The sequence below is a fragment of the Ralstonia psammae genome, from assembly GCF_958405935.1.
Classification (GTDB): Bacteria; Pseudomonadota; Gammaproteobacteria; order Burkholderiales; family Burkholderiaceae; genus Ralstonia; species Ralstonia psammae.
This window is the reverse complement of sequence record NZ_CATZBU010000002.1, coordinates 140,899-162,608: the sequence shown is the minus strand read 5'-3', so window position 1 is coordinate 162,608 and position 21,710 is coordinate 140,899. Positions and strand designations below refer to the sequence as shown.

Genomic DNA, 21,710 nt, shown 5'->3' with positions numbered 1-21,710 from the left:
TGTTGTCTCCAAGCGCCAGATATACGCCCAACACCCGCGCCGCGAAAGGGGGCAGGCTAGAGCCCTTCCTCGCTTAAATACGCTGTCGTGTACAGTGCCAGCCGTTCATCCCACAACACTATCCGAGACATGCAATCCACCGTTTCCATCGCGCCCCAGGCTGAAGTTCAACCCAACGTGATCGCCGAAGTACGCGGCGGCATCGGTTGGCTGACGCTGAACCGGCCGCAGGCGCTCAATGCGCTGTCGCTGGAGATGATCCGCGCGATGTCGCATGCGCTGCTGGCCTGGCAGCACGATCCGGAAGTCCACGCCGTCATCCTTCGCGGCGAGGGCGGCAAGGCCCTGTGCGCGGGCGGCGACATCCGTTTCTTTCACCGCGCGGCCACGGCCGGTGACCCGCAACTCATCACCTTCTTCACCGAGGAATACCGCCTCAACCACCTGATCTTCAGCTATGCCAAGCCCTACATCGCGCTGATGGACGGCGTGGTGATGGGCGGCGGCATGGGGATCTCGCAAGGTGCATCGCTGCGCGTGGTGACCGAGCGCACGAAGATGGCCATGCCCGAAACCAACATCGGCCTGTTTCCGGACGTGGGTGGTGGCTGGTTCCTGGCGCGCGTGCCGGGCCATGTGGGCGAATACCTGGGGGTGACGGGGCAGATGATCGAAGCGGCGGATGCGTTGTCGGTCGGTCTTGCTGATTGCCATGTCACCACCGAGGCGGCGGCGGCCATCGTCCAGCGCCTTCGCGACGGCAACTGGGGCAGCGCGGAGCAGATCACCGCATCCTTTACCGAAGCTGCATCTGCGCCCGATGATGCCAAGGCCATCATCGCGCCCCACCGCGAGGCCATCGACGCTTGCTTCAGCCAGGGCACCGTGCAAGGCATCTTTGCCGATCTGGCCGGCAGCACTGATGCCGAATGGGCCGCGCAGACCGCCGCGCACATGGCCAAGCGCTCGCCGTTGATGATGGCGGTGACGCTGGAACTGATCCGCCGCGGCCGCTACACCACGTTGGCCGATGAGCTACGCCGCGAGCTGGACATGATGACGCACGTGTTTGCCGACGGCGATGGTATCGAAGGCATTCGCGCACTCGCGGTCGACAAGGACCACGCACCCAAGTGGAAACACGCCAGCATCGACGCCGTACGTGACGATGACGTGGCCGCGTTTTTTGTTTCGCCTTGGCGCCGGGAGCAGCACCCGCTGCTGGGGCTGTCGGACTAGAACCGGTAAACTGCGCGCCTGGATTTTGAATCGTTGATTGTGCTGTGACTGCTGAACACCCTACGCCGAACCCACGCCGCCTGTCCGTCGCGCCCATGATGGACTGGACGGACCGCCACTGCCGGTACTTCCATCGCCAGATATCGCGCCACACCTGGCTCTACACGGAAATGGTGACCACCGGCGCGCTGCTGCACGGCGACGTTCCGCGCCACCTCGATTTCGACGAAGTCGAGCACCCGGTGGCGCTCCAGCTCGGCGGCAGCGAACCCGATGATCTGGCCCAGGCCGCGCGCCTCGGCCAGCAATGGGGCTACAAAGAGATCAACCTCAATTGCGGATGCCCGTCGGAGCGCGTGCAACGAGGAGCGTTCGGCGCCTGCCTGATGGCCGAGCCCAAGCTCGTTGCCCAAGGCGTCAAGGCGATGCGCGACGCGGTGTCGATTCCGGTCACGGTCAAGCACCGCATCGGCATCGACGCCATCGAGACCTACGATTTCGTGCGCGATTTCGTTGGCACGATCGCCGAGGCGGGTTGCGAGACCTTTATCGTCCATGCGCGCAACGCCATCCTGAAAGGCCTGAGCCCGAAGGAAAATCGCGAGATTCCGCCGCTGCGCTACGAAGTCGTCTACCAGCTCAAGCGCGATTTCCCGCATCTGGAAATCCTGCTCAACGGTGGGGTGCAGACGCTGGAGCAGATCGACACGCATCTCGCGCACATTGATGGCGTCATGATCGGCCGCGAGGCGTATCACCATCCGCATCTGATGGCTGCGTTCGATGCCCGGTACTACGGCGCGGGCACCGAGGCGCCCACGCGCGCGGAAGTGGAAGACGCGATGATCGGCTACGTCGGCCGCTGGGTAGAGCGCGGTGGTTACGCTGGTGCGGCGGTGCGCCACATGCTGGGGCTGTATCGCGGCGTGGCGGGCGCGCGCGGCTGGCGGCGCGTGCTGTCAGATTCCAAGGCGCTGGGCCGCGTCAAGACGCTGGCCGATGCCCACGCACTGTTCGATGAGGCGCGGACCCACCTGCGGCGCGGTGAAGAATCGAACGAGGAGGCTGTGGCGGTTTGATCGAGGTAAAGGGGCGCTGCCCCGACCGCCGAATGAAAAAAAGCCCGCGAATGCGGGCTTTTTCTTGAAACTTGGGGTGACTGATGGGATTCGAACCCACGACAACCAGAATCACAATCTGGGACTCTACCAACTGAGCTACAGCCACCGTTGTTACTTGATCGGCGAGTTGCCGTTCAAGGAAACAGCGATTATACAAACATTCTTTGGCCTTGCCTAGAGGGTTTCGCAACGGAGTTCAACGCGCCTCCGCCACGATCGTCCCCTGGTGATACACCACCTTCCAGCCATCCGCCGTCCGCCGCCACAACGTCGCCCGACGGGTCGTCCGGTTCGATTGCACCAGCGTGTACGTCAGCAAGTAGTTGTCCGGCGCAATCTCCTGGCAGCGGAAATCGCGCGTTTGCCAGAAATCCTCGCCGATATGGCCGTGCCGGGCATCGAGAACGCCGAGCACGTAGCTGCGGCTATAGCGCTGCCCCGAGGCACCGGTTTCCCAGAAGTCTTCCGTGGTCATGCGTTCAAAGTCTTCGCGGCGCGTGCCGAATTCGGGGCGATGGAAGATGGGTTCGCGCCGGCGCAGTTCTTCCAGCACGTTGAGCAGACCGGGGGCGGTGTCCAGAGACGGTTCCATGCGGCAAGCCTCCTGGGAAAGCTCAAGCATACAGCGCAGCCGGCGTGGCTTAGCGTTTTTCGCACTGCACAATGCGTGGCTTGCGCTTCGCCCCTATGATGGCGCCTTCGCCTTTTCCGGAAACCACTTCGATGCAACGCACTGCCCGTATTGGTCTGTCTTCGCTGACGATCGCACTGTCGCTGGCTTGTGGTACCGGCGCCTTCGCCGCCACGCTCCAAAAACCGCAACTCGATGCGTTGCTCGCCGCCGAACAATCCAAGGCATCGGCTGACCTGAACAGCTTTCTCGCTGCCGCTGCGAAAGCGGATCCGCAAGTCGCTGGCAGTGTCGCCGCGTACCAGAAGAAAGCCGTGCTCACCGGCGATGACCTCGTCAACATCGGGCGCCTGCTGGGTCTGTACAACCGCTTGCACAACCAGCAGGCCGTGATCGGTTCCATCGAGAAGATGGTCGCGCTGCCAACGGTGCGCGACGACAAAATTCCGCAGTACGAAAACCCCGCCATCGTTGCGTTTGGCAAGCTGATCGAGGGCATGGCCCACGACTTCGGCCTGAAATACCGCAACGTCGACAACCGCGTATTTGAAGTCACACTGCCCGGCAGCGGCTCGGACGAATTCGGCATCCTGACACACGCCGACGTCGTACCCGCAAAAGCGGAGGAGTGGGTGCTCGGCGACGGTACCAAGCTCGATCCGTTCAAGGTCACGCGCGTCGGCAACCTGCTTTACGGCCGGGGTACGATTGACGACAAGGGCTCGATTGCAGCCGCGATGTACGCTATGAAGACGGTCAAGGACAGCGGCGTGCCGCTCGCGCGCACGATCCGTCTGATGATCGAAACCACCGAAGAAACCGGCGGCGACGGCATGAAGTACTACCGCGAGCACACGCAATTGCCCGCGTACAACATCGTGCTCGACAGCAAGTACCCGGCCGTCGTCGCAGAGAAAGGCACGGGCGCACTGAAGGTGTTTTTCCCTGCGCAGGCTGGCGACGCTTCGCATACGGCCATCGTTTCGATGACGGGCGCGGCGTCGGCCAGCTCCATCCCGCAGACAGCCACCGCCACGCTCAAGGGCGGAGATCTGGGCGTGGCGGCCGCCGCGCTCGAAGCCAAGCGCGATGCGTTCGTGAATCGCTTGGCGGCTCAGGGCAAATTCTCGATCGATATCACGCGCACCGCGGACAGCATCGTTGTGAAGGTCTCCGGCACGTCGGCGCACGGCTCGCGTCCGGAAGAGGGCGTCAACCCGCTGCCGCGCCTGGCGCTGTTCCTGCGCGCGGCCGATCTTGGTCTGGCAGAGAACGCCTACGCCCACGCTGTGCGCTATCTGACCGACCTCTACGGCACCGACTACCTCGGCAATACCATGGGTCTCGCCTACAAGGACGACTTCATGGGCCCGCTCACCATTTCGCCCACCGTGATCGGCGACAAGAATGGCCGCGTGGAGGTGACCGCCAACGTGCGCATGCCGCGCGGCAAAACGCCCGACGCGCTGCGCGGTGAGATCGCCGGCAAGATCAACGCATGGGCCAACGCCAACCATGTCGCCCTCGAGATCAACCACGACCAGGGCAACTGGATGGCGCGCGATCCGAAGGGCGCGTGGCTGTCGACGCTGCTTAACATCTACGGCGACACCACTGGCCTCGATGCCAAGCCCGTGCCGACAGCCGGCAGTACGACCGCCAAGCTGATGCCGAACGCCATCAACTTCGGCCCCGCCATGCCCGGCAAGAAGTACACCGCGCACAACGCCAACGAGTACAAGGAAGTGCCGGACCTCGATCTCGATATGCAGATGTTCACCGAGATGCTGGTGCGCATTGGCAATCTGCAGTCGATGCAGTAACCGCCGCACGATCGCCATGAACATCATCCGCGCCAAGTCGTTTACCGCTGAGCGTGCCTGGGGCGCGCTCGATATTGCCAACATGAGCGGTATTACCACGCGCCTGCATTGGACTGACCAGCCTTATCGCTGGCATGTCAACGACGGCGAGGAGGTGTTCGTGGTGCTCGACGGCACGGTCGACATGCACTATCGGGAAGCCGGCGAGGAGAAAGTCGCGACGCTGGAGCCAGGCGATATCTTCTTCGCCGGTATCGGCTGCGAGCATGTCGCGCATCCGCGCGGCGAGGCACGCATTCTCGTCGTCGAGAAAGCGGGGAGCGTTTAGCGGCTCGCAGGTGGGTTGCGGCGCAAAAAAAAGCCCGCAATGTGCGGGCTTCGAATTCAGCGATCTCATTGCCCCTGAGGGCACTGGCAATACTACTGTCACTTACGCCAAACAAAATCCGGGTAAACGTCTGTTTTGCGGACGGAACATCGTCGAATGTGCCGCTGCAGCAACTTGCGAGCACAAAAAAACAGCCCGCTCAAACGGCGGGCCGAAAATCAGTTGAAGAAAGCCCTGTCCTCAGGGCACGGCAAGTGTATGAAATCAGTTGCGGCGGCAGCATTGGGGTATGCCCTGATCGGCCGCGGCAGCGCGATTCACAGCCCTTCATCGCCTTTCGTCCCCTCAGCAGCTTTCGGCGCCAGCGGTACGTGAGGCGGCCGGAATCGCATCCAGCATGCGGCAGATGGCGGCCATGCTGCCGACCATCGTGCGGCGCTGCTCCCCCTGATAGATACGCACGCCCTGGGTTTGGCGGAAGGGCACCGGCTGTACCGGGCGGCGGCGGGAAGACATCGATCCGAGTCGCATGGCAGACCTCGTGAGTTCGGGTGGAAAAGCGAGAGGCAAGACTCCGCCCTGGCGAGCCGATGGCTCACCTCCAGGTTGGATCAAACAGCAAAGATTTGGCGCTGAAATGCGCCAGAGAACTTACGGAGCAGCAGGCCGGATCAGACCGACGGCCAAGCCCTCCAGGTGAAACTCATCGCGATCCAGATCCACGTGGATCGGTTCAAAATCAGGGTTCTCGGCAATCAGTTCGATATGGCGGCCCTTGCGCTGGAAGCGCTTGACCGTGACGTCGTCGCCCAGTCGAGCCACGACGATCTTGCCGTTGGTGGCTTCGGCAGCGCGCTGCACGGCCAGCAGATCGCCATCCAGAATGCCGGCGTCGCGCATGCTCATGCCGCGCACCTTCAGCAGAAAATCGGGCTGCGCAGAAAATAGCGACGGATCAACCTGATACTGGCGATCGATGTGCTCTGCAGCCAGGATCGGACTACCGGCAGCCACGCGGCCCACCAGCGGCAACGTCAATTGCATCAACCCCATCGACGGCAGCGAGAACTGGTGCTGCGCCGTGTCGCCTGCCGCCCGCAGCCGAATGCCACGCGAGGCGCCCGGCGTCAGTTCGATCACGCCCTTGCGTGCCAGCGCGCGCAGGTGTTCCTCGGCCGCGTTGGGCGACGAGAACCCGAACTCAGCGGCAATCTCGGCGCGCGTTGGCGGGAAGCCCGTGCGTTGGATCGTCTGGCGGATCAGGTCGTAAATCTGCTGTTGACGGGGGGTGAGGGTGGCCATTGGCGTACTGTATATTTGAACAGGTGCTGTGATTTTATACAGTGACGCGGGAAGCGCAAGTGATTTTGTTGTGATCTGTTGCGCGAGCGCCCGGTCCGTATGACCGGCGTCAAAACCCATGCGACTGGTTAGAAGCTTATGCGCAATCCATGCAGGCGCGGCCGCAGGGAATCGCATAAAATCAAGGCCTTGACCGATTTTTGCATCGCCACATAGCCCGATGGAGCCTCGTTGGGCCGGCCCGAACGTCACCATGTCCGCTTTCAATCAAGAGACCGTTCTGAGCGTCCATCACTGGAACGACTCGCTGTTCAGCTTCAAGACCACACGCGACCAGGCGCTGCGTTTCCATAACGGCCACTTCGTCATGATCGGACTGGAGGTCGAGGGCAAGCCGCTGATGCGCGCCTACAGCATCGCCAGCCCGAACTACGAAGAGCACCTCGAGTTCTTCAGCATCAAGGTGCAGAACGGTCCGCTGACGTCGCGCCTGCAACATCTGAAGGTGGGCGACAAGCTGCTGGTGAGCAAGAAGCCGGTCGGCACGCTCGTGCTGGATGACCTGCTGCCCGGCAAGAACCTCTATCTGTTTGGTACCGGCACCGGCCTCGCGCCGTTCATGAGCATCATCCAGGACCCGGATACCTACGAGCGCTTCGAGAAAGTCGTGCTGCTGCACGGCGTGCGCCAGGTGAGCGAGTTGGCCTATGCCGATTTCATCACCAGCGAGCTGCCGAATAACGAGTTCTTCGGCGACCAGGTGCGCGAGAAGCTGATCTACTATCCGACCGTCACGCGCGAGCCGTTCCGCAATATGGGTCGCCTGACTGACCTCGTCGACAACGGCAAGCTGTCTGCCGACATCGGTCTGCCTCCGATGGACCCGGCTGTTGATCGTGCCATGATCTGCGGCAGCCCGGCCATGCTGGAAGACACGTGCAAGCTGCTCGATGCCCGGGGCTTCAAGATCTCGCCGCGCATGGGCGAAGCCGGTGACTACGTGATCGAGCGCGCCTTCGTCGAAAAGTAATCTGCACTGTTTCTGCTGCAAACGCCGGCCTGTGTGCCGGCGTTTTGTTTTTGCCGGGCGGCCCAGGGCAATCCCGCGTCGGCAAAGGCGGGGCGGGCGGATACAATGCGCGCCTTGCCCACCACGCATGTCTGCAACGATGTCTTTGCCTACCATCGCCATCCTCGCCACCGGCGGCACAATCGCCGGCTCCGCTGACGACGCGGGCTCCGCCGCGCGCTATCGCGCTGGCGCCGTCCCCATCGATCAACTGCTCGCTGCCAGCAAGCTCGGTTTGGAGCGCCTCGCCAACGTGCGCGCCGAGCAGGTTGCACAGATCGACAGCAAGGACCTGACGTTCGACGTATGGGAGAAGCTGGTAGCGCGCATCCGTCACTGGATCGACGTCGAGCGTGTGGACGGGGTGGTCATCACGCATGGCACCGACACGCTGGAAGAAACCGCGATGCTGCTGCACCTGACGCAGCAGACTGATACGCCGATCGTCATGACGGCGGCGATGCGGCCGTCGACGTCGCTCTCGGCGGATGGCCCGCTGAATTTGCTGAACGCGGTACGGCTGGCGGCCAGTCCCTCTGCGCGCGGGCGTGGTGTGCTGGTAGCGCTCAACCAGCGCGTGCATGCCGCGCGCGATGTGCAGAAGGGCCACACTTACGCGGTCGAGGCGTTTGTCTCCCCGGATATGGGGCCGCTGGGTTTCGTGCTCGATGCGCAAGTGCAGTTTCAGCGCGCGGCGCCGCGTTTGGCCGCAGCGGATGTGCTGCCGATGCCGCCAGCGGGCACGTGGCCATGGGTTGAGGTCGTATCGAGCTATGCGCAGCCTGACGCGCGCATGGTCGATGCGCTGGTTGCTGCTGGCGTGAAGGGGCTGGTGATTGCCGCAACCGGCGCGGGCTCCATCCACACCAATCTGGAAGCGGCACTGACCCGGGCGAGTCAACAGGGCGTTTTCGTACTGCGTTCCACGCGTACCGGCGCTGGCGTGGTGCCCGCGCAGGCTGGCGCAGAGGGCTGGGCGTCGAGCGGCACGCTGAACCCATATAAAGCGCGTGTGCTGCTGACGTTGCTTCTGGCCTCGGGGCGCGCCCAGGCAGAAGTTGCCTCTCTGCAGCAAGTCATTGATCGATATTGAAAAAATCGTCAGAGCCTGCGTATAATGGCAGGCTAACCAACCTTGCTGCACCGGAGTGTGACGCCCGGGCGGCTTAATCCACAAGGAGCGTCAATGCGTCATTACGAAATCGTATTCATCGTCCATCCGGACCAGAGCGAGCAAGTGCCCGCGATGATCGAGCGCTACAAGAGCACGGTCACCACGCAAGGCGGCCAAGTGCACCGCGTCGAGGACTGGGGCCGTCGTCAACTGGCCTACATGATCCAGAAGCTCGCGAAGGCTCACTACGTGTGCCTGAACATCGAGTGCGGCAAGGACACCCTGGCTGAGCTCGAGCACGCGTTCAAGTTCAACGACGCCGTGCTGCGTCACCTCATCGTTCAGACCAAGAAGGCTGAAACGGCGCCGTCGCCGATGATGAAGGAAGTCGCACGCGAAGAGGCCAAGAAGGCCGCCGCTCAGACCGAACAGGCCGCCTGATGCCGCGCGGTGCTGCGCAAGCCTGATCGCGCATCACCAGCATGAACGAAACCCTCGGGAACAACGCCATCAACCGCCTGCAGCTCGTCGCCACTCTGGTCGAGCGCGAGGTGATGCGATACACCCCAGCCGGCGTGCCGATCGTCAATTGTCTGCTGACATACAGCGGGCAGGCGGTCGAAGCGCAGACAGTGCGACAAATCGAGTTCTCGATGGAAGCACTGGCAGCCGGCAAGATGGCTTCCGTTCTGGATCGCATCGCTCCGGGCACTGTCCTGGATTGCGTTGGATTCCTGGCTCGCAAGCACCGCAGTAGTAAGGCACTGGTCTTTCACATCTCCGGATGTAACGTATTCGTAAAGGATTGAATCATGGCATTCATGAACAAGAAGCAGCGCGACGCGAAGAACAAGAAGCGCTTCCAGCAGCAAAACCCGTTGTTCAAGCGTAAGAAGTTCTGCCGCTTCACCGTGGCTGGCGTCGAGCAGATCGACTACAAGGATCTGGACACGCTCAAGGATTTCATCGGCGAGAACGGCAAGATCACCCCGGCCCGCCTGACCGGCACGCGCGCGATCTATCAGCGCCAGCTGGACACGGCCATCAAGCGTGCACGTTTCCTCGCGCTGATGCCGTACACCGATCAGCACAAGCACTAATCAGCGGGATAAGGAGAACTCACAATGCAAATTATTCTGCTCGAGAAGGTCGTCAACCTGGGCAACCTGGGCGACGTGGTGCGCGTGAAGGACGGTTACGCTCGTAACTTCCTGATCCCGAACAAGCAAGCCCGCCGCGCTACGGATTCCGCCATCAAGGAATTCGAAGCCCGCCGCGCTGAGCTGGAAAAGCTGGCCGCTGAAAAGCTGGCTGCGGCACAAGCCGAAGGCGAGAAGCTGAACGGCCTGACGCTGCAACTGTCGCAGAAGGCTGGTGTGGATGGCCGTCTGTTCGGCTCCGTCACCAACCACGACATCGCCGACGCACTGGTTGCACAAGGCTTCAAGGTTGAGAAGGCGCAAGTGCGTCTGCCGAACGGCCCGCTGAAGACCACGGGCGACCACGCGGTTGTCGTGTCGCTGCACACTGATGTGGCAGTTGACGTGAACGTGTCGGTGCAAGGCGAGACCGTCTAAGACCGTACGCAGCACCTCGCGACACCCGGATAGCCGGCTGGCGCGAGTCAAGAAGGCAGGGACGAAAGTCTCTGCCTTTTTTGTTGTCCTTTGTATCAGGGGTTCAGATTGAAGACTGAGCAGCGCCGTTATAATCCCGCCATGAACGCGCCCTCCGATCCCCAGCTCGATTCCCTCAAGGTGCCCCCGCATTCCATCGAGGCCGAACAGTCGGTGCTCGGCGGGTTGCTGCTGGATAACGCCGCTTGGGATCGCATTGCCGATTTCATCAACGAGCACGATTTCTACCGCTACGACCACCGGCTGATCTTCCACAATATCGGCAAACTGATCTCGCAGGCCAAGCCGGCTGACGTGATCACGGTGTACGAGCAGTTGCAGGCCGCTGGCAAGGCGGAAGAGGTGGGGGGGCTGGCCTACCTGAACGCGCTGGCGCAGAACACGCCGAGCGCCGCGAACATCCGGCGTTATGCGGAAATCGTTCGCGATCGCGGCGTGCTGCGCCAACTCGTGACGATCGCAGACGAGATTTCGGCCGGTGCCTTCAACCCGCAAGGGCGCGACGTGCGTCAGTTGCTGGACGAGGCCGAATCCAAGGTGTTCGCGATTGCCGAAGAGGGTTCGCGCGGGCAGAAGGGCTTCCTGGAAATCCAACCGCTGCTCACGCAGGTGGTCGAGCGCATCGACGAGCTGTACCACCGCGATAACCAGAGCGACATCACAGGTGTGCCAACGGGCTTCGTTGATCTCGACCGCATGACCAGCGGTATGCAGGGCGGCGATCTGATCATCGTGGCGGGTCGCCCTTCGATGGGTAAGACGGCGTTCTCGCTGAACATCGGCGAACACGTTGCGGTGGAGCAAGGCCTGCCGGTCGCCGTGTTCTCGATGGAAATGGCAGGCACGCAGCTCGCCATGCGTATGTTGGGCTCGGTCGGTCGATTGGACCAGCACCGCCTGCGTACCGGTCGCTTGCTCGATGAGGATTGGCCGCGTCTGACGCATGCCATCCAGAAGATGAACGACGCGCAGCTCTTCATTGACGAGACGCCCGCGTTGAATCCGATGGAATTGCGTGCGCGTTCTCGCCGGCTTGCACGGCAGTGCGGGCAGCTCGGCCTGATCGTCATCGATTACCTGCAGCTGATGTCGGGCTCGGGCGGCGGTGAGAACCGCGCGACCGAAATTTCGGAAATCTCGCGCTCGCTCAAGGGCCTGGCGAAGGAACTCAACTGCCCCGTGATCGCGCTGTCGCAGTTGAACCGAAGCCTTGAACAGCGGCCGAACAAGCGTCCGGTGATGTCGGACTTGCGCGAATCCGGCGCTATCGAACAGGATGCCGACGTCATCCTGTTCATCTATCGTGATCAGGTCTACAACCCCGATTCCCCGGACAAGGGTACCGCTGAAATCATCATCGGTAAGCAGCGTAACGGCCCGATTGGCACTGTTCGTCTTACGTTCCTGGGTGAATACACGAAGTTTGATAACTTCACCGGGGGCAATGCCTTCTTTGACAACGACACGTAACACGCAATACGTGTCGGCCCGCCACAACGTGCCACGCATGTCGCGAGGCCGGTTCCGGTAAAATATTGCGTTTTAATGACAGCGCCGGCGGTGATCCCGTCCGGCGTTGTTTTTACGACTCCTGCTTTTCCCGTTCCCAAGGATCATCATGTTCGGTCGCTTCATGCCCACCGAAGGCAAGTTTTTTGAATACTTCAATCAGCACGCCGAGTGCGCCGTCAAGGCGGCCCATGCACTCAAGGAGCTGGTCAATGACTTGCCCAATGCTGAAATGCATGCACGCAATGTGCAGAACTTTGAAAAGAAAGCCGATCGCATCACGCATGACACGATCGAGTTGCTGCACAAGACCTTCATCACCCCGCTCGATCGCGACGAGATCCACAAGCTGATCACGACGATGGACGACATCCTCGACCTGATGGAAGACGTGTCGCTCACCATTTCGCTGTACGACGTGACCAACGTGACGGACGAATCTCGCCAGCTCGCAAGCATCTGCGTGGCTTGCTGCGAGGAGGTCCGCAAGGCCGTGGCGCTGCTCAGCGACATGAACAACGGCCGCCAGATCCTGACCATCGCTCACGAAATCGACCGCCTTGAGTCGGAGGCAGACCGTGTAATGCGCGCCGCCATGGCCAAGCTGTTCCGCACCGAGAATGACATCAAGCTGCTGATCAAGCTCAAGGCGATCTACGAGCAACTGGAGAGCGTCACCGATCGTTGCGAGGATGTCGCCAACATCATCGAAGGCATCGTGCTCGAAAACGCCTGACGAGACGACGCCCCATGCATACGCTTCAGATCAGTCTCTGGGTGGTCGTTCTGTTGGTGGCGCTGGCCATCGTGTTCGACTTCATGAATGGCTTCCACGATGCGGCCAACTCCATCGCTACGGTGGTGTCGACCGGCGTGCTCAAGCCGCAACAGGCAGTGGCGATGGCTGCAGCCTGCAACGTGATCGCCATTTTCATCTTCCACCTCAAGGTGGCAACGACGGTGGGGCGGGACACGATCGATCCGTCCATCGTCGATCACTACGTCATCTTCGGGGCGTTGCTCGGCGCCATCGCGTGGAACATCATCACGTGGTACTACGGCATTCCGTCCAGCTCGTCGCACGCGCTGATCGGTGGCTTGGTGGGCGCGGCCGTGGCCAAGTCTGGCACGGGCTCGCTGGTGGCCAGTGGCTTGCTCAAGACCGTGGCGTTCATCCTGATTTCGCCGTTGCTGGGCTTTATCCTGGGTTCGCTCTTGATGGTGGCCGTGTCCTGGCTGTTCTTCCGAACGCCGCCATCCAAGGTGGACCGATGGTTCCGGCGCTTGCAACTGCTCTCGGCCTCGCTGTACAGCCTGGGCCACGGCGGCAACGATGCGCAGAAAACCATCGGCATCATCTGGATGCTGCTGATTGCAGGCGGCTACGCTTCGGCCACCGCAACTGAACCGCCGATCTGGGTCATCGTCTGCTGCTATGTGGCGATCGGTCTGGGGACACTGCTGGGCGGCTGGCGGATCGTGCGCACGATGGGCCAGAAGATCACCAAGCTCAAGCCGGTAGGCGGTTTCTGCGCTGAAACCGGTGGGGCCATGACGCTGTTCTTGGCGTCGGCGTTGGGCGTGCCGGTGTCGACAACGCATACCATCACGGGGGCCATCGTCGGCGTGGGTGCGGCGCAGAAGGCTTCGGCAGTGCGCTGGGGCGTGGCAGGCAACATCGTGTGGGCGTGGGTGTTGACGATTCCCGCGTCGGCGTTCATGGCAGCCATCGCCTGGTGGATCGGCCGACACGTGCTGTAAGCCGACCCTAGATCGACTCCACAAAAACAAAACGCCCACCAAAACCGGTGGGCGTTTTGCATTGGAGCAAGCGATGCGCTATTGCGTGGCGAAGCGCGCGATGGGGTCGTCATCCGCAGGTGGGATCGCAGCCGGCGGTACGCGCGTTGACATCAGGCTGTCGGCCTGAGCATCGCGTGTGCGGGCGAGGGCACCCAGCGGATCATCGTCGATCGGGTGAGCGGGGCTGGCAGGCGCCGGCGTAATTGGTGCGATGGTCGATGCTGGTGCGTCAGGCAGGTTGCCTACGGCCACGACGCGGCGCGCACCCATGTAGCGGCTTGCCCAGTACGATTTGGTCATATCTTCCAGGCGCACCGTACCTCCCGTGGCCGGCGCATGGACAAACCGGTTCTGACCCACGTAGATGCCCACGTGCGAATTCGGCTGACCGGTCGTGTTAAAGAAGACGAGGTCGCCCGATGCAACATCGCGGCGATCCAGTGACGTGCCGCGCCGGCCCATTTCAGCGGCGGTACGCGGCAGGTTCACAGACGCGGCGCGCTGCACGACATAGCGCACGAGGCCGCTGCAATCGAAGCCGCTGTCGGGCGTATTGCCGCCGTAGCGGTAGGGCGTGCCGACCAGCGCCATGGCTTCGATGGAGATTTCCTCCAGACCCGCGCTCGGATCGTGAATGGGGGTGCCGCGTGTGCGCAGGCTCGCGTCGCGCGAGGCTGTGGAGCGGGTAGGCGTGGAGGAGCAGGCAGACAGCAGGCACACCAACGCCAGCAGGGCAGCGCCTGCCAGTCGCGTATTGCCGTGAGGAAAGCTGTGCCGCGTGAGCATGCGCCATCAGGAGAGTCCGGATAGCGAGCATGCTATGCGTGCCGCCTCAGAAAGCCAAACCGCGTGTTGGCGAGGCGCAACGCCAAGCGGGGCGCCGCTCCGCGGATTTTGCCCCGATGGCGTCGCGTTTTGCGGGCAGTTTTACCAGCGCAGTTGGACGCTGCGCGTGCTGCCAGTGTGCACCGTTGCGCGCTTGGTGACGCCCTGGTACGTGGCGATGACGTTATAGCTGGCCGGCGGAGCCTTGATCAGACAGCGCGGGCCATCGGCGCGGAAGCTTGCGACCTCCTTGCCGTGTCGCGTGAGTTGCACGTCGACGTCGGCCAGATACTCGCCACGCGCGCCTTGCGTAAACAGCAGAGACAGGTTGTAGTTGCGCGCTTCACTGTTCAGCGCCTGCTGCTCGTCCTGGGCAATGCCGCCGCAGACGTAGCTGATCTGGCCGACGGTCTTTGCCGTGAGGTCGTCGGCGAGCGCAATGGAAGCACCGGCGGACAGCACCATCGCCAGCGCGGCCGACGTCAGGGTCACGCACGATCGGGTCTTCAGGTTTTTCTGCATGGGCATCATTGGCCTCCATGAGTCAAAGGGAGAGATGGCCCATATGCAGCAAGAAAAAGGCCGCGCAACAGCGCGGCCTGATGGCACAACGGTTTGCGGCAGACGACTTTGCCGCGATGTGATTTCTATAGCACGTCGGACGCGTGATCTGCGAGTCGCGAGCGCTCACCGCGCGCCAGCGTGATGTGCCCGCTGTGACTCCATCCCTTGAAGCGATCCACCACGTAAGTCAGGCCCGACGAACCTTCCGTCAAATACGGCGTGTCGATCTGTGCGATGTTCCCCAGGCACACGATCTTGGTGCCCGGGCCCGCCCGCGTGACCAGCGTCTTCATCTGCTTGGGCGTCAGGTTTTGCGCCTCGTCGATGATCAGGAACTTGTTGACGAAGGTGCGGCCGCGCATGAAGTTCATGCTCTTGACCTTGATGCGCGAACGGATCAGCTCCTGCGTGGCCGCGCGGCCCCATTCGCCGGCGTTGTCGTCAGACTTTTGCAGTACCTCGAGGTTATCGTCGAAGGCGCCCATCCACGGCTGCATCTTTTCTTCTTCCGTGCCGGGCAGGAAGCCGATGTCTTCACCCACGGGCACCGTGGCGCGCGTGATGATGATCTCGTTGTAGAGCTTCTGATCCAGCACCTGCTCAAGGCCTGCCGCCAGCGCCAGCAGCGTCTTGCCCGTGCCGGCCTGACCGAGCAGCGAAACGAAGTCGACTTCCGGATGCATCAGCAGGTTCAACGCGAAGTTCTGCTCGCGGTTGCGCGCGGTCACGCCCCAGACGTTGTTCTTCTGGTGCGTGTAGTCCTTGAGCGTCTGCAGCACGGCGGTCTTGCCGTTCAGCTCCTTGACCTGCGCATAGAGCGGCAGGCTGCCGTCATTCGGCTCCAGGAAGACAAACTGGTTGACCAGGAACGACGGCACCAGCGGGCCGGACAAGCGGTAGAACGTCGTGCCGGTCTTGGGGTCCTGCCAGCTCTCGATGTTCTTGCCGTGCTTCTGCCAGAAGTCCGCCGGCAGGGCCATGATGCCGCTGTAGAGCAGGTCGGTGTCTTCCAGCACGCGGTCGTTGAAATAGTCCTCCGCCGGCAGGCCGAGGGCGCGCGCCTTGATCCGCATGTTGATGTCTTTGGACACCAGCACGACCGACCGATCTGGGCGCTGCTGTTGCAACGCGGCCACGACGCCCAGGATCTGGTTGTCGGCCTTGCCCTGCGGCAAGCCATCGGGCAGCTTGATGTCGTTCAGGCGCGTCTGGAAGAACAGGCGCCCTTGTGCATCGCGGTTGCCGAGCTTGGCGAGCGGCAGGCCGTCGTCCATGACGCCATCGGTGCCGGCCACAAGCTGATCGAGCGTGCGGCTGACCGTGCGGGCATTGCGCGCGACTTCGCTCATGCCCTTCTTGTGGTTGTCCAACTCTTCCAACGTCATCATTGGCAGATAGACGTCGTGCTCTTCAAAACGGAAGAGCGATGTCGGATCGTGCATCAGCACGTTGGTGTCGAGCACGAACAGCTTGGTCGGGCCTTCATCGCGGCGGGGGCGGCGGCGGGCGGCGGTTTCTGTCGATTTGCCGGTCGCGCTCACGTTATCAACGGCCTTGGCGAGGATGCCGGCGTGCTCGCGTGCGCTCTCTTTCGCCATGGGGGACGCCTCGCCAGAGCGGGCGCGGGCCATGCTGGCTGCATTGCGTTTGGGTTGCGCACGGCCGGTTTCTGACAACGCCTCGCGCTCGAGCGCTGGCACCGGTTTCCGAGGTTCCTGACCCGCCTTCGGCTTTCCGGCTTTGCCGAAAGGCTTGAATTCAGCCGGGTCAAGCAATTGGGCTGGCTGGGTGGGCATGGTCGGCAGCGGCATGCTTCGATTACCTCTCTGGGTGGAACAACGACGAACCACCGCCCACGCACATGGCGAGGCGATGCTGGCGGAAAACGTGGGAAAACGGATGAGCGCGTCGCAGGATTTGATGCACGGACGACGGCCACAAAAAAGCCGCCATGACCTGCGAGAGGTTGGGCGGCCTGGATGAACGCCACGACAAGCTGCACGATTCGGACGTTCTGCCCAGCCTGCTTGCCGGGAAAAACGCAGAAGCGGTATCAGGCCAACTTGGCCGCCGGTACCGTCGTGGGCTATCGGAATGGCATCCGGATTTCGTACTCATCGGTTCCGACTGTATCGGAAGCTTTTGTGATTTGCAATCGGTCACATGTGACGTGTGGTGCCGCGCAAACTGGTCACGACGGACGACGCGAAATGTCCTGCACGGCGCTTTCCGGACGATTGGCTATACGTACGGTTACAGTGCGCGCACCGCCGTCAGAACATCGTCCACATGGTTGGGCACTTTCACGCCGCGCCATTCCTTGCGCAGCACGCCCTTGCTGTCGATCAGGAATGTGCTGCGTTCGATGCCGCGCACGTCCTTGCCGTACATCTTCTTCATCTTGATCGTGTCAAAGATGGTGCAGACGGCTTCGTCGGCGTCGGAGATCAGCTCGAACGGCATCTCCAGTTTCGCCTTGAAGTTCTCGTGCGATTTCAAGCTGTCGCGCGAGATGCCGAACACCACGGCGCCGGCGGCTTCAAAGGCGTCGTACTGGTCGCGGAAGTTCATCGCCTCGGTGGTGCAGCCGGGCGTGTTGTCCTTCGGATAGAAATACAGCACGACGATCTTGCCGCGCTGCGATGCCGGCGAGAACGTCATGCCGCTGGTGGCCGGTGCGGAGAAATCGGGAAGAGGCTGGTCGAGCGTGACGGGCATGGTGTGTTCCGGAAAACCGCGGGAAGAGACGGGAAGCTCGTGGACGGGCAAAGCTGAGGTACCGCGCCCGCCGCCAAACCGGAGATCCGAAGGATCAGGCCGGCTGAACGATCAGGCTGCCGCTGCGGCCGGCAACTTCGCCCCACGTGACGGGCTGCACGGGCAGGGTACCGCGATCGAGTGTCGCGTAGTAATCGCCCATCGACCCCAGTCGATGGCCCTGCGCGCGCCAGCCTCGCAGCAACTCGCGGAAGATCGGGGCGAGTTTCTGCCCTTCAAGTTCTGCATGCAAGGTAAATACCTGATCGCGGTCGGACTCGGTCATCTTCAGGATATGACGGGCCACGTTGTCGAGGGTGATGTCTCCCACGCCGATCAGTTCGTCCAGCGTGGGTAGCGTGGTCGGCAATTGCACGTGGTTCAGCGCTTTGCCGTCAACGCTCGGGATGTACGGATGCGTGCCCCGGCCGTCGGAGGCGTAGGCCATGCCCCAGTTGTCGATCTGACGGAAGGCGTGGTCGTTCATCTGCCAGCCGGCGGCGCCGTGTGTAACGGGCGGCTTGCCGAACACCTGGACGAAACGCGCGTGGGCAGCGGTCATCTGGCGAGCGGTCCAGCCGGCATCGCGCTGGCGGACGTTGTCTTGCCAGAGCACGTGGTCCCACGTGTGGATGCCGGTCTCGAAACCGCTCTCGGCAATGGCACGCATTTCGGCAGCGGCTTTGCGGCCGATGTCGGGGCCCGGCAGCAGCACGCCGTACATCAGCGTACGAAAGCCGTAATGCTCGACGACCGACGTGCGGGAAACCTTTTTCAGGAAACCGGGGCGGAAGGCCCGGCGCAGCGCCCAGCCGGTGTGATCCGGGCCGAGGCTGAAGAGGAAGGTCGCGCCCGCCTCGTGCTCGCGCAACATGCGCGCGAGGTTGGGCACGCCTTCGCGGGTGCCGCGCAGGGTGTCGACGTCGATCTTGAGGACGATGAGGGCCATGAACCTGCGCGGGGTGTTGCTTTTACTTGTTGCTGTTGCCGTTGCCGTCTTCGACCAGGCTGCGGGCTTCGGCCACGTGCGTGCGATACGCTTCGAAGATATTCGCCAGCGCGTCCTTCATCACGGTGGTCGGCTTCCAGCCGAGGTCTTCCATGGTGTTGGCGATCTTCGGCACGCGGTTCTGCACGTCCTGGTAGCCGTTGCCGTAGTAGGCGCCGGAGGTCGTTTCCACCAGCTGGACCTGTTTGGCCGTGTCCTTGTACTCATCGATGTTGGCGGCTTGTTCCAACATCATGTTGGCCAGTTCGCGCACCGAGTAGTTGTTCGACGGGTTGCCGATGTTGTAGATCTTGCCCGAGGCCACGCCGTTCTTGTTGGCGATGATGCGCACCAGCGCGTCGATGCCGTCATCGATATACGTGAAGGCGCGCTTCTGGCTGCCGCCGTCGACGAGCTTGATGTTCTCGCCGCGCACGATGTGGCCGAGGAACTGCGTCACCACGCGCGACGAACCTTCCTTCGGGGTGTAGATCGAGTCCAGGCCCGGGCCGATCCAGTTGAACGGACGGAACAGCGTGAAGTTCAGACCTTCCATGCCGTAGCCCCAGATCACGCGGTCCATCAGCTGCTTCGAGCATGCGTAGATCCAGCGCGGCTTGTTGATCGGGCCGTAGATCAGGGGCGAGGCCTCCGGATCGAACTCCGAATCGCTGCACATGCCGTAGACCTCGGAGGTCGACGGGAAGACCAGGTGCTTGCCGTACTTGGCAGCCGAGCGAACGATCGGCAGGTTGGCTTCAAAGTCCAGCTCGAACACGCGCAGCGGGTCTTTGACGTAGGTCGACGGCGTGGCGATGGCCACCAGCGGCAGGATCACGTCGCACTTCTTCACGTGATACTCGACCCACTCCTTGTTGATGGTGATGTCACCCTCGAAGAAGTGCATGCGGGGGTGGTTGATCAGGTCGCCCAGACGCTCGGTCTGCATGTCCATGCCGTAGACCTCCCAATCGGTGGTCTCCAGGATGCGCTTGGACAGGTGGTGGCCGATGAAGCCGTTGACGCCGAGGATCAGTACTTTTTTCATGAAGGCAAACTCAAGATCAGGAGAGGGCGAGCTGGCTGGCGAGCTGCTGCGCGGTCACGACAGACGTTCCGCCGGCAGCTTGGGGCTCGACGCGCCAGAGCTCGTGAATGGCGATGGCTCCCCCATCGCCGCACACGCCGAACATCGCATTATCCACGACGTGCAAGCCCGGCGGCAAATTCGTAAAGTTTTGGTGCGCCAGACGGGCTCGCGCGACGATGTAGCGCTCGCTGCCGGCGTCCGTGAAGGCACCCGGGTAGGGCGGGGCGACTGCCCGGATCAGGTTATAGACCTGCTGGGTCGGTTTGGACCAGTCGACCCGGCCGTCTTCGGGCTTGCGGCCGCCGAAATAGCTGCCGTTGGCGAGCACGTTCGGGTGCTGCGGAATCTGCCCGGCAATCATGGCGGGAAGCGCACGCCAGAGGGTCTGTTCGGCAGCCACCGTGGCCTTTTCAAACACTTCGTGCGCCGTGTCGTCGGGCAGGATCGGGACGATGGTCTGGTCGACGATATAGCCGGCATCCGGTTTTTCGACCATTTCGTGCAGCGTGGCGCCGGTTTCGGTTTCGCCGTGCAGCACCGCCCAGTTGATGGGCACGCGGCCGCGGTACTTGGGCAGCAGCGAGCCGTGCATGTTGAACGCGCCGAATTTGGCGAGGCTCAACAGGCGCATCGGGATCATGTGCCGGTAATAGAAAGAGAAGATGAAATCCGGGGCGATGGCGGCGATCCGGGCGTGCAGGTCGTCACCGTTTGCGTTGTCCGGTGTGATGTAGGGGATGCCCAGTTCCTGTGCCGTGGCGCGCACGCTGCCGAACCAGATGTTCTCAGCGGCGTTGTCCTCGTGCGTGACAACGAGTTCGACCTGAATGCCGTGCGCGGCCAGCACGCGCAGGCAACGCACGCCGACGTTGTGATACGCGAAAACGACGGCGCGCCGCTTGATGTCGGAACTCATGCAATACCCCGCTGCGAGGCCGTCTTCAGATCGGCAGCACCGGCTTCATGCAGGTGCGACGCCTCCTCCAGCACACCCTGCACCAGATAGCGCGGGCGCTCGCGCACCTGTTGATAGATGCGGCCAATGTATTCGCCCAGCAGGCCGATACCGAACAGCAGCACGCCCATCAGGAAAAACGTGATGGCGAACAGCGTGAACACACCCTGGACTTCCGCGCCCAGGATGAAGCGCCGCACCACCAGCAGGATGAACAGCACCGCCGAGCCCAGCGACAGCAGCATCCCGATCGCCGAGAACCATTGCAGCGGCACCACCGAGAAGCCCGTCACCAGGTCGAAATTCAGGCGCACGAGCTTGTACAGCGAGTACTTCGACTCGCCCGCGAAGCGCTCTTCGTGGTCGACTTCGATTTCGGTCGGGTTCTTGCTGAACGTGTAGGCCAGTGCCGGGATGAAGGTGTTGACTTCGCGGCAGCGGTTGATGGTGTCGACGATGGTCCGGCTGTAGGCACGCAGCATGCAGCCCTGGTCGGTCATCTTGATGTGCGTGATGCGCTCGCGCAGCGAATTCATCGCGCGCGACGCGGTGCGGCGGAACCAGCTGTCTTGGCGGACGCGGCGGATGGTACCGACGTAGTCATAGCCTTCGTCGAGCTTTTCGACCAGGCGGCCGATTTCTTCCGGCGGGTTCTGCAGGTCGGCATCGAGCGTGACGACGCGCTCGCCGCGCGCATGTTCGAAGCCGGCCAGAATGGCCATGTGCTGGCCGTAGTTGCCGTTGAATAGCACGACGCGCGTGCTGTCCGGGCGCGCGCGGAATTGCTCGGCCAGCATGGCTGCGGAGCGGTCGCGGCTGCCGTCGTTGACGAACACGACTTCATACGAAATGCCGAGTGCGTCGAGTGCGGGATACAGGCGCGCAAACAGCGCAGCGAGCCCCTCTTCTTCGTTGTAAACAGGAATGACGACCGAGAGAGCGGGTGTCTTCATTA

At 62.4% G+C, this 21,710-nt stretch carries 24 protein-coding genes and 1 tRNA gene; 13 read left to right on the top strand and 12 right to left on the bottom strand.

Going from position 1 to position 21,710, the window contains the following annotated elements; translation table 11 throughout:
• Positions 1–129 precede the first annotated feature (129 nt).
• Complete coding sequence (locus tag R2N16_RS04420) at positions 130–1,239, top strand: enoyl-CoA hydratase/isomerase family protein (protein WP_316664343.1); 1,110 nt, start codon at positions 130–132, stop codon at positions 1,237–1,239.
• A gap of 44 nt (positions 1,240–1,283) precedes the next feature.
• A complete protein-coding gene (dusA, locus tag R2N16_RS04415) occupies positions 1,284–2,318 on the top strand; it encodes a tRNA dihydrouridine(20/20a) synthase DusA (RefSeq protein WP_316664341.1) in 1,035 nt (344 codons plus the stop codon).
• 72 nt (positions 2,319–2,390) lie between these two features.
• On the opposite strand, the gene R2N16_RS04410 is transcribed toward dusA, so the two are convergent.
• Positions 2,391–2,466: transfer RNA gene (locus R2N16_RS04410), tRNA-His, on the bottom strand.
• 90 nt (positions 2,467–2,556) lie between these two features.
• Entirely contained in the window at positions 2,557–2,952 is a 396-nt protein-coding gene (locus R2N16_RS04405; RefSeq protein ID WP_316664340.1) for a nuclear transport factor 2 family protein, read from the bottom strand.
• Between the two features lie 131 nt (positions 2,953–3,083).
• Between R2N16_RS04405 and R2N16_RS04400 the strand changes: the two genes are divergently transcribed.
• Both R2N16_RS04400 and R2N16_RS04395 read left to right on the top strand, forming a co-directional pair.
• A complete protein-coding gene (locus tag R2N16_RS04400; RefSeq protein WP_316664339.1) occupies positions 3,084–4,814 on the top strand; it encodes a dipeptidase in 1,731 nt (576 codons plus the stop codon).
• A gap of 16 nt (positions 4,815–4,830) precedes the next feature.
• Positions 4,831–5,142 (top strand): cupin domain-containing protein, encoded by a 312-nt coding sequence (locus R2N16_RS04395; RefSeq protein ID WP_004626475.1) that lies wholly within the window; start codon positions 4,831–4,833, stop codon positions 5,140–5,142.
• 345 nt (positions 5,143–5,487) lie between these two features.
• On the opposite strand, the gene R2N16_RS04390 is transcribed toward R2N16_RS04395, so the two are convergent.
• Together R2N16_RS04390 and lexA are read right to left on the bottom strand one after the other, a co-directional pair.
• Positions 5,488–5,673, bottom strand: coding sequence for a hypothetical protein (locus tag R2N16_RS04390; protein ID WP_004626476.1), 186 nt, complete (start codon positions 5,671–5,673; stop codon positions 5,488–5,490).
• A 120-nt stretch (positions 5,674–5,793) separates the two neighbouring features.
• A complete protein-coding gene (gene lexA / locus R2N16_RS04385) occupies positions 5,794–6,444 on the bottom strand; it encodes a transcriptional repressor LexA (protein WP_065857764.1) in 651 nt (216 codons plus the stop codon).
• Between the two features lie 253 nt (positions 6,445–6,697).
• On the opposite strand from lexA, the gene R2N16_RS04380 reads away from it, so the two are divergent.
• The 9 genes from R2N16_RS04380 (at position 6,698) to R2N16_RS04340 (ending at position 13,534) form a co-directional block, all read left to right on the top strand.
• Entirely contained in the window at positions 6,698–7,474 is a 777-nt protein-coding gene (locus tag R2N16_RS04380; RefSeq protein ID WP_048932200.1) for a ferredoxin--NADP reductase, read from the top strand.
• A 139-nt stretch (positions 7,475–7,613) separates the two neighbouring features.
• Entirely contained in the window at positions 7,614–8,606 is a 993-nt protein-coding gene (locus R2N16_RS04375; RefSeq protein WP_316664338.1) for an asparaginase, read from the top strand.
• Between the two features lie 93 nt (positions 8,607–8,699).
• Positions 8,700–9,068 (top strand): 30S ribosomal protein S6, encoded by a 369-nt coding sequence (rpsF, locus tag R2N16_RS04370; RefSeq protein ID WP_024975889.1) that lies wholly within the window; start codon positions 8,700–8,702, stop codon positions 9,066–9,068.
• Between the two features lie 41 nt (positions 9,069–9,109).
• Positions 9,110–9,436, top strand: coding sequence for a primosomal replication protein N (priB, locus tag R2N16_RS04365; RefSeq protein WP_316664337.1), 327 nt, complete (start codon positions 9,110–9,112; stop codon positions 9,434–9,436).
• Between the two features lie 12 nt (positions 9,437–9,448).
• Positions 9,449–9,727, top strand: coding sequence for a 30S ribosomal protein S18 (rpsR, locus tag R2N16_RS04360; protein ID WP_037022304.1), 279 nt, complete (start codon positions 9,449–9,451; stop codon positions 9,725–9,727).
• A 24-nt stretch (positions 9,728–9,751) separates the two neighbouring features.
• Complete coding sequence (gene rplI / locus R2N16_RS04355) at positions 9,752–10,204, top strand: 50S ribosomal protein L9 (protein WP_316664336.1); 453 nt, start codon at positions 9,752–9,754, stop codon at positions 10,202–10,204.
• Between the two features lie 141 nt (positions 10,205–10,345).
• Positions 10,346–11,734 (top strand): replicative DNA helicase, encoded by a 1,389-nt coding sequence (locus R2N16_RS04350; RefSeq protein ID WP_027677550.1) that lies wholly within the window; start codon positions 10,346–10,348, stop codon positions 11,732–11,734.
• A 148-nt stretch (positions 11,735–11,882) separates the two neighbouring features.
• Positions 11,883–12,509, top strand: a complete 627-nt coding sequence (locus R2N16_RS04345) for a DUF47 domain-containing protein (RefSeq protein ID WP_316664335.1) — start codon at positions 11,883–11,885, stop codon at positions 12,507–12,509.
• Positions 12,510–12,523: 14 nt separating this feature from the next.
• Complete coding sequence (locus R2N16_RS04340) at positions 12,524–13,534, top strand: inorganic phosphate transporter (RefSeq protein ID WP_316664334.1); 1,011 nt, start codon at positions 12,524–12,526, stop codon at positions 13,532–13,534.
• Positions 13,535–13,612: 78 nt separating this feature from the next.
• On the opposite strand, the gene R2N16_RS04335 is transcribed toward R2N16_RS04340, so the two are convergent.
• The 8 genes from R2N16_RS04335 to R2N16_RS04300 all read right to left on the bottom strand — a co-directional run bounded on the left by R2N16_RS04335 (position 13,613) and on the right by R2N16_RS04300 (position 21,708).
• Positions 13,613–14,362 (bottom strand): C40 family peptidase, encoded by a 750-nt coding sequence (locus R2N16_RS04335; protein ID WP_316664333.1) that lies wholly within the window; start codon positions 14,360–14,362, stop codon positions 13,613–13,615.
• Positions 14,363–14,503: 141 nt separating this feature from the next.
• Positions 14,504–14,929, bottom strand: coding sequence for a hypothetical protein (locus tag R2N16_RS04330; RefSeq protein WP_316664840.1), 426 nt, complete (start codon positions 14,927–14,929; stop codon positions 14,504–14,506).
• Between the two features lie 119 nt (positions 14,930–15,048).
• Positions 15,049–16,776, bottom strand: a complete 1,728-nt coding sequence (locus R2N16_RS04325) for a PhoH family protein (protein ID WP_316664332.1) — start codon at positions 16,774–16,776, stop codon at positions 15,049–15,051.
• Between the two features lie 442 nt (positions 16,777–17,218).
• Complete coding sequence (locus tag R2N16_RS04320; RefSeq protein WP_316664331.1) at positions 17,219–17,683, bottom strand: peroxiredoxin; 465 nt, start codon at positions 17,681–17,683, stop codon at positions 17,219–17,221.
• 94 nt (positions 17,684–17,777) lie between these two features.
• Positions 17,778–18,671, bottom strand: a complete 894-nt coding sequence (locus R2N16_RS04315; protein ID WP_316664330.1) for a 4-deoxy-4-formamido-L-arabinose-phosphoundecaprenol deformylase — start codon at positions 18,669–18,671, stop codon at positions 17,778–17,780.
• A gap of 22 nt (positions 18,672–18,693) precedes the next feature.
• Complete coding sequence (locus R2N16_RS04310; protein WP_316664329.1) at positions 18,694–19,758, bottom strand: bifunctional UDP-4-keto-pentose/UDP-xylose synthase; 1,065 nt, start codon at positions 19,756–19,758, stop codon at positions 18,694–18,696.
• 16 nt (positions 19,759–19,774) lie between these two features.
• A complete protein-coding gene (locus R2N16_RS04305; protein ID WP_428984093.1) occupies positions 19,775–20,704 on the bottom strand; it encodes a formyltransferase in 930 nt (309 codons plus the stop codon).
• An 8-nt stretch (positions 20,705–20,712) separates the two neighbouring features.
• A complete protein-coding gene (locus R2N16_RS04300) occupies positions 20,713–21,708 on the bottom strand; it encodes a glycosyltransferase (RefSeq protein ID WP_316664327.1) in 996 nt (331 codons plus the stop codon).
• Positions 21,709–21,710: the final 2 nt, after the last annotated feature.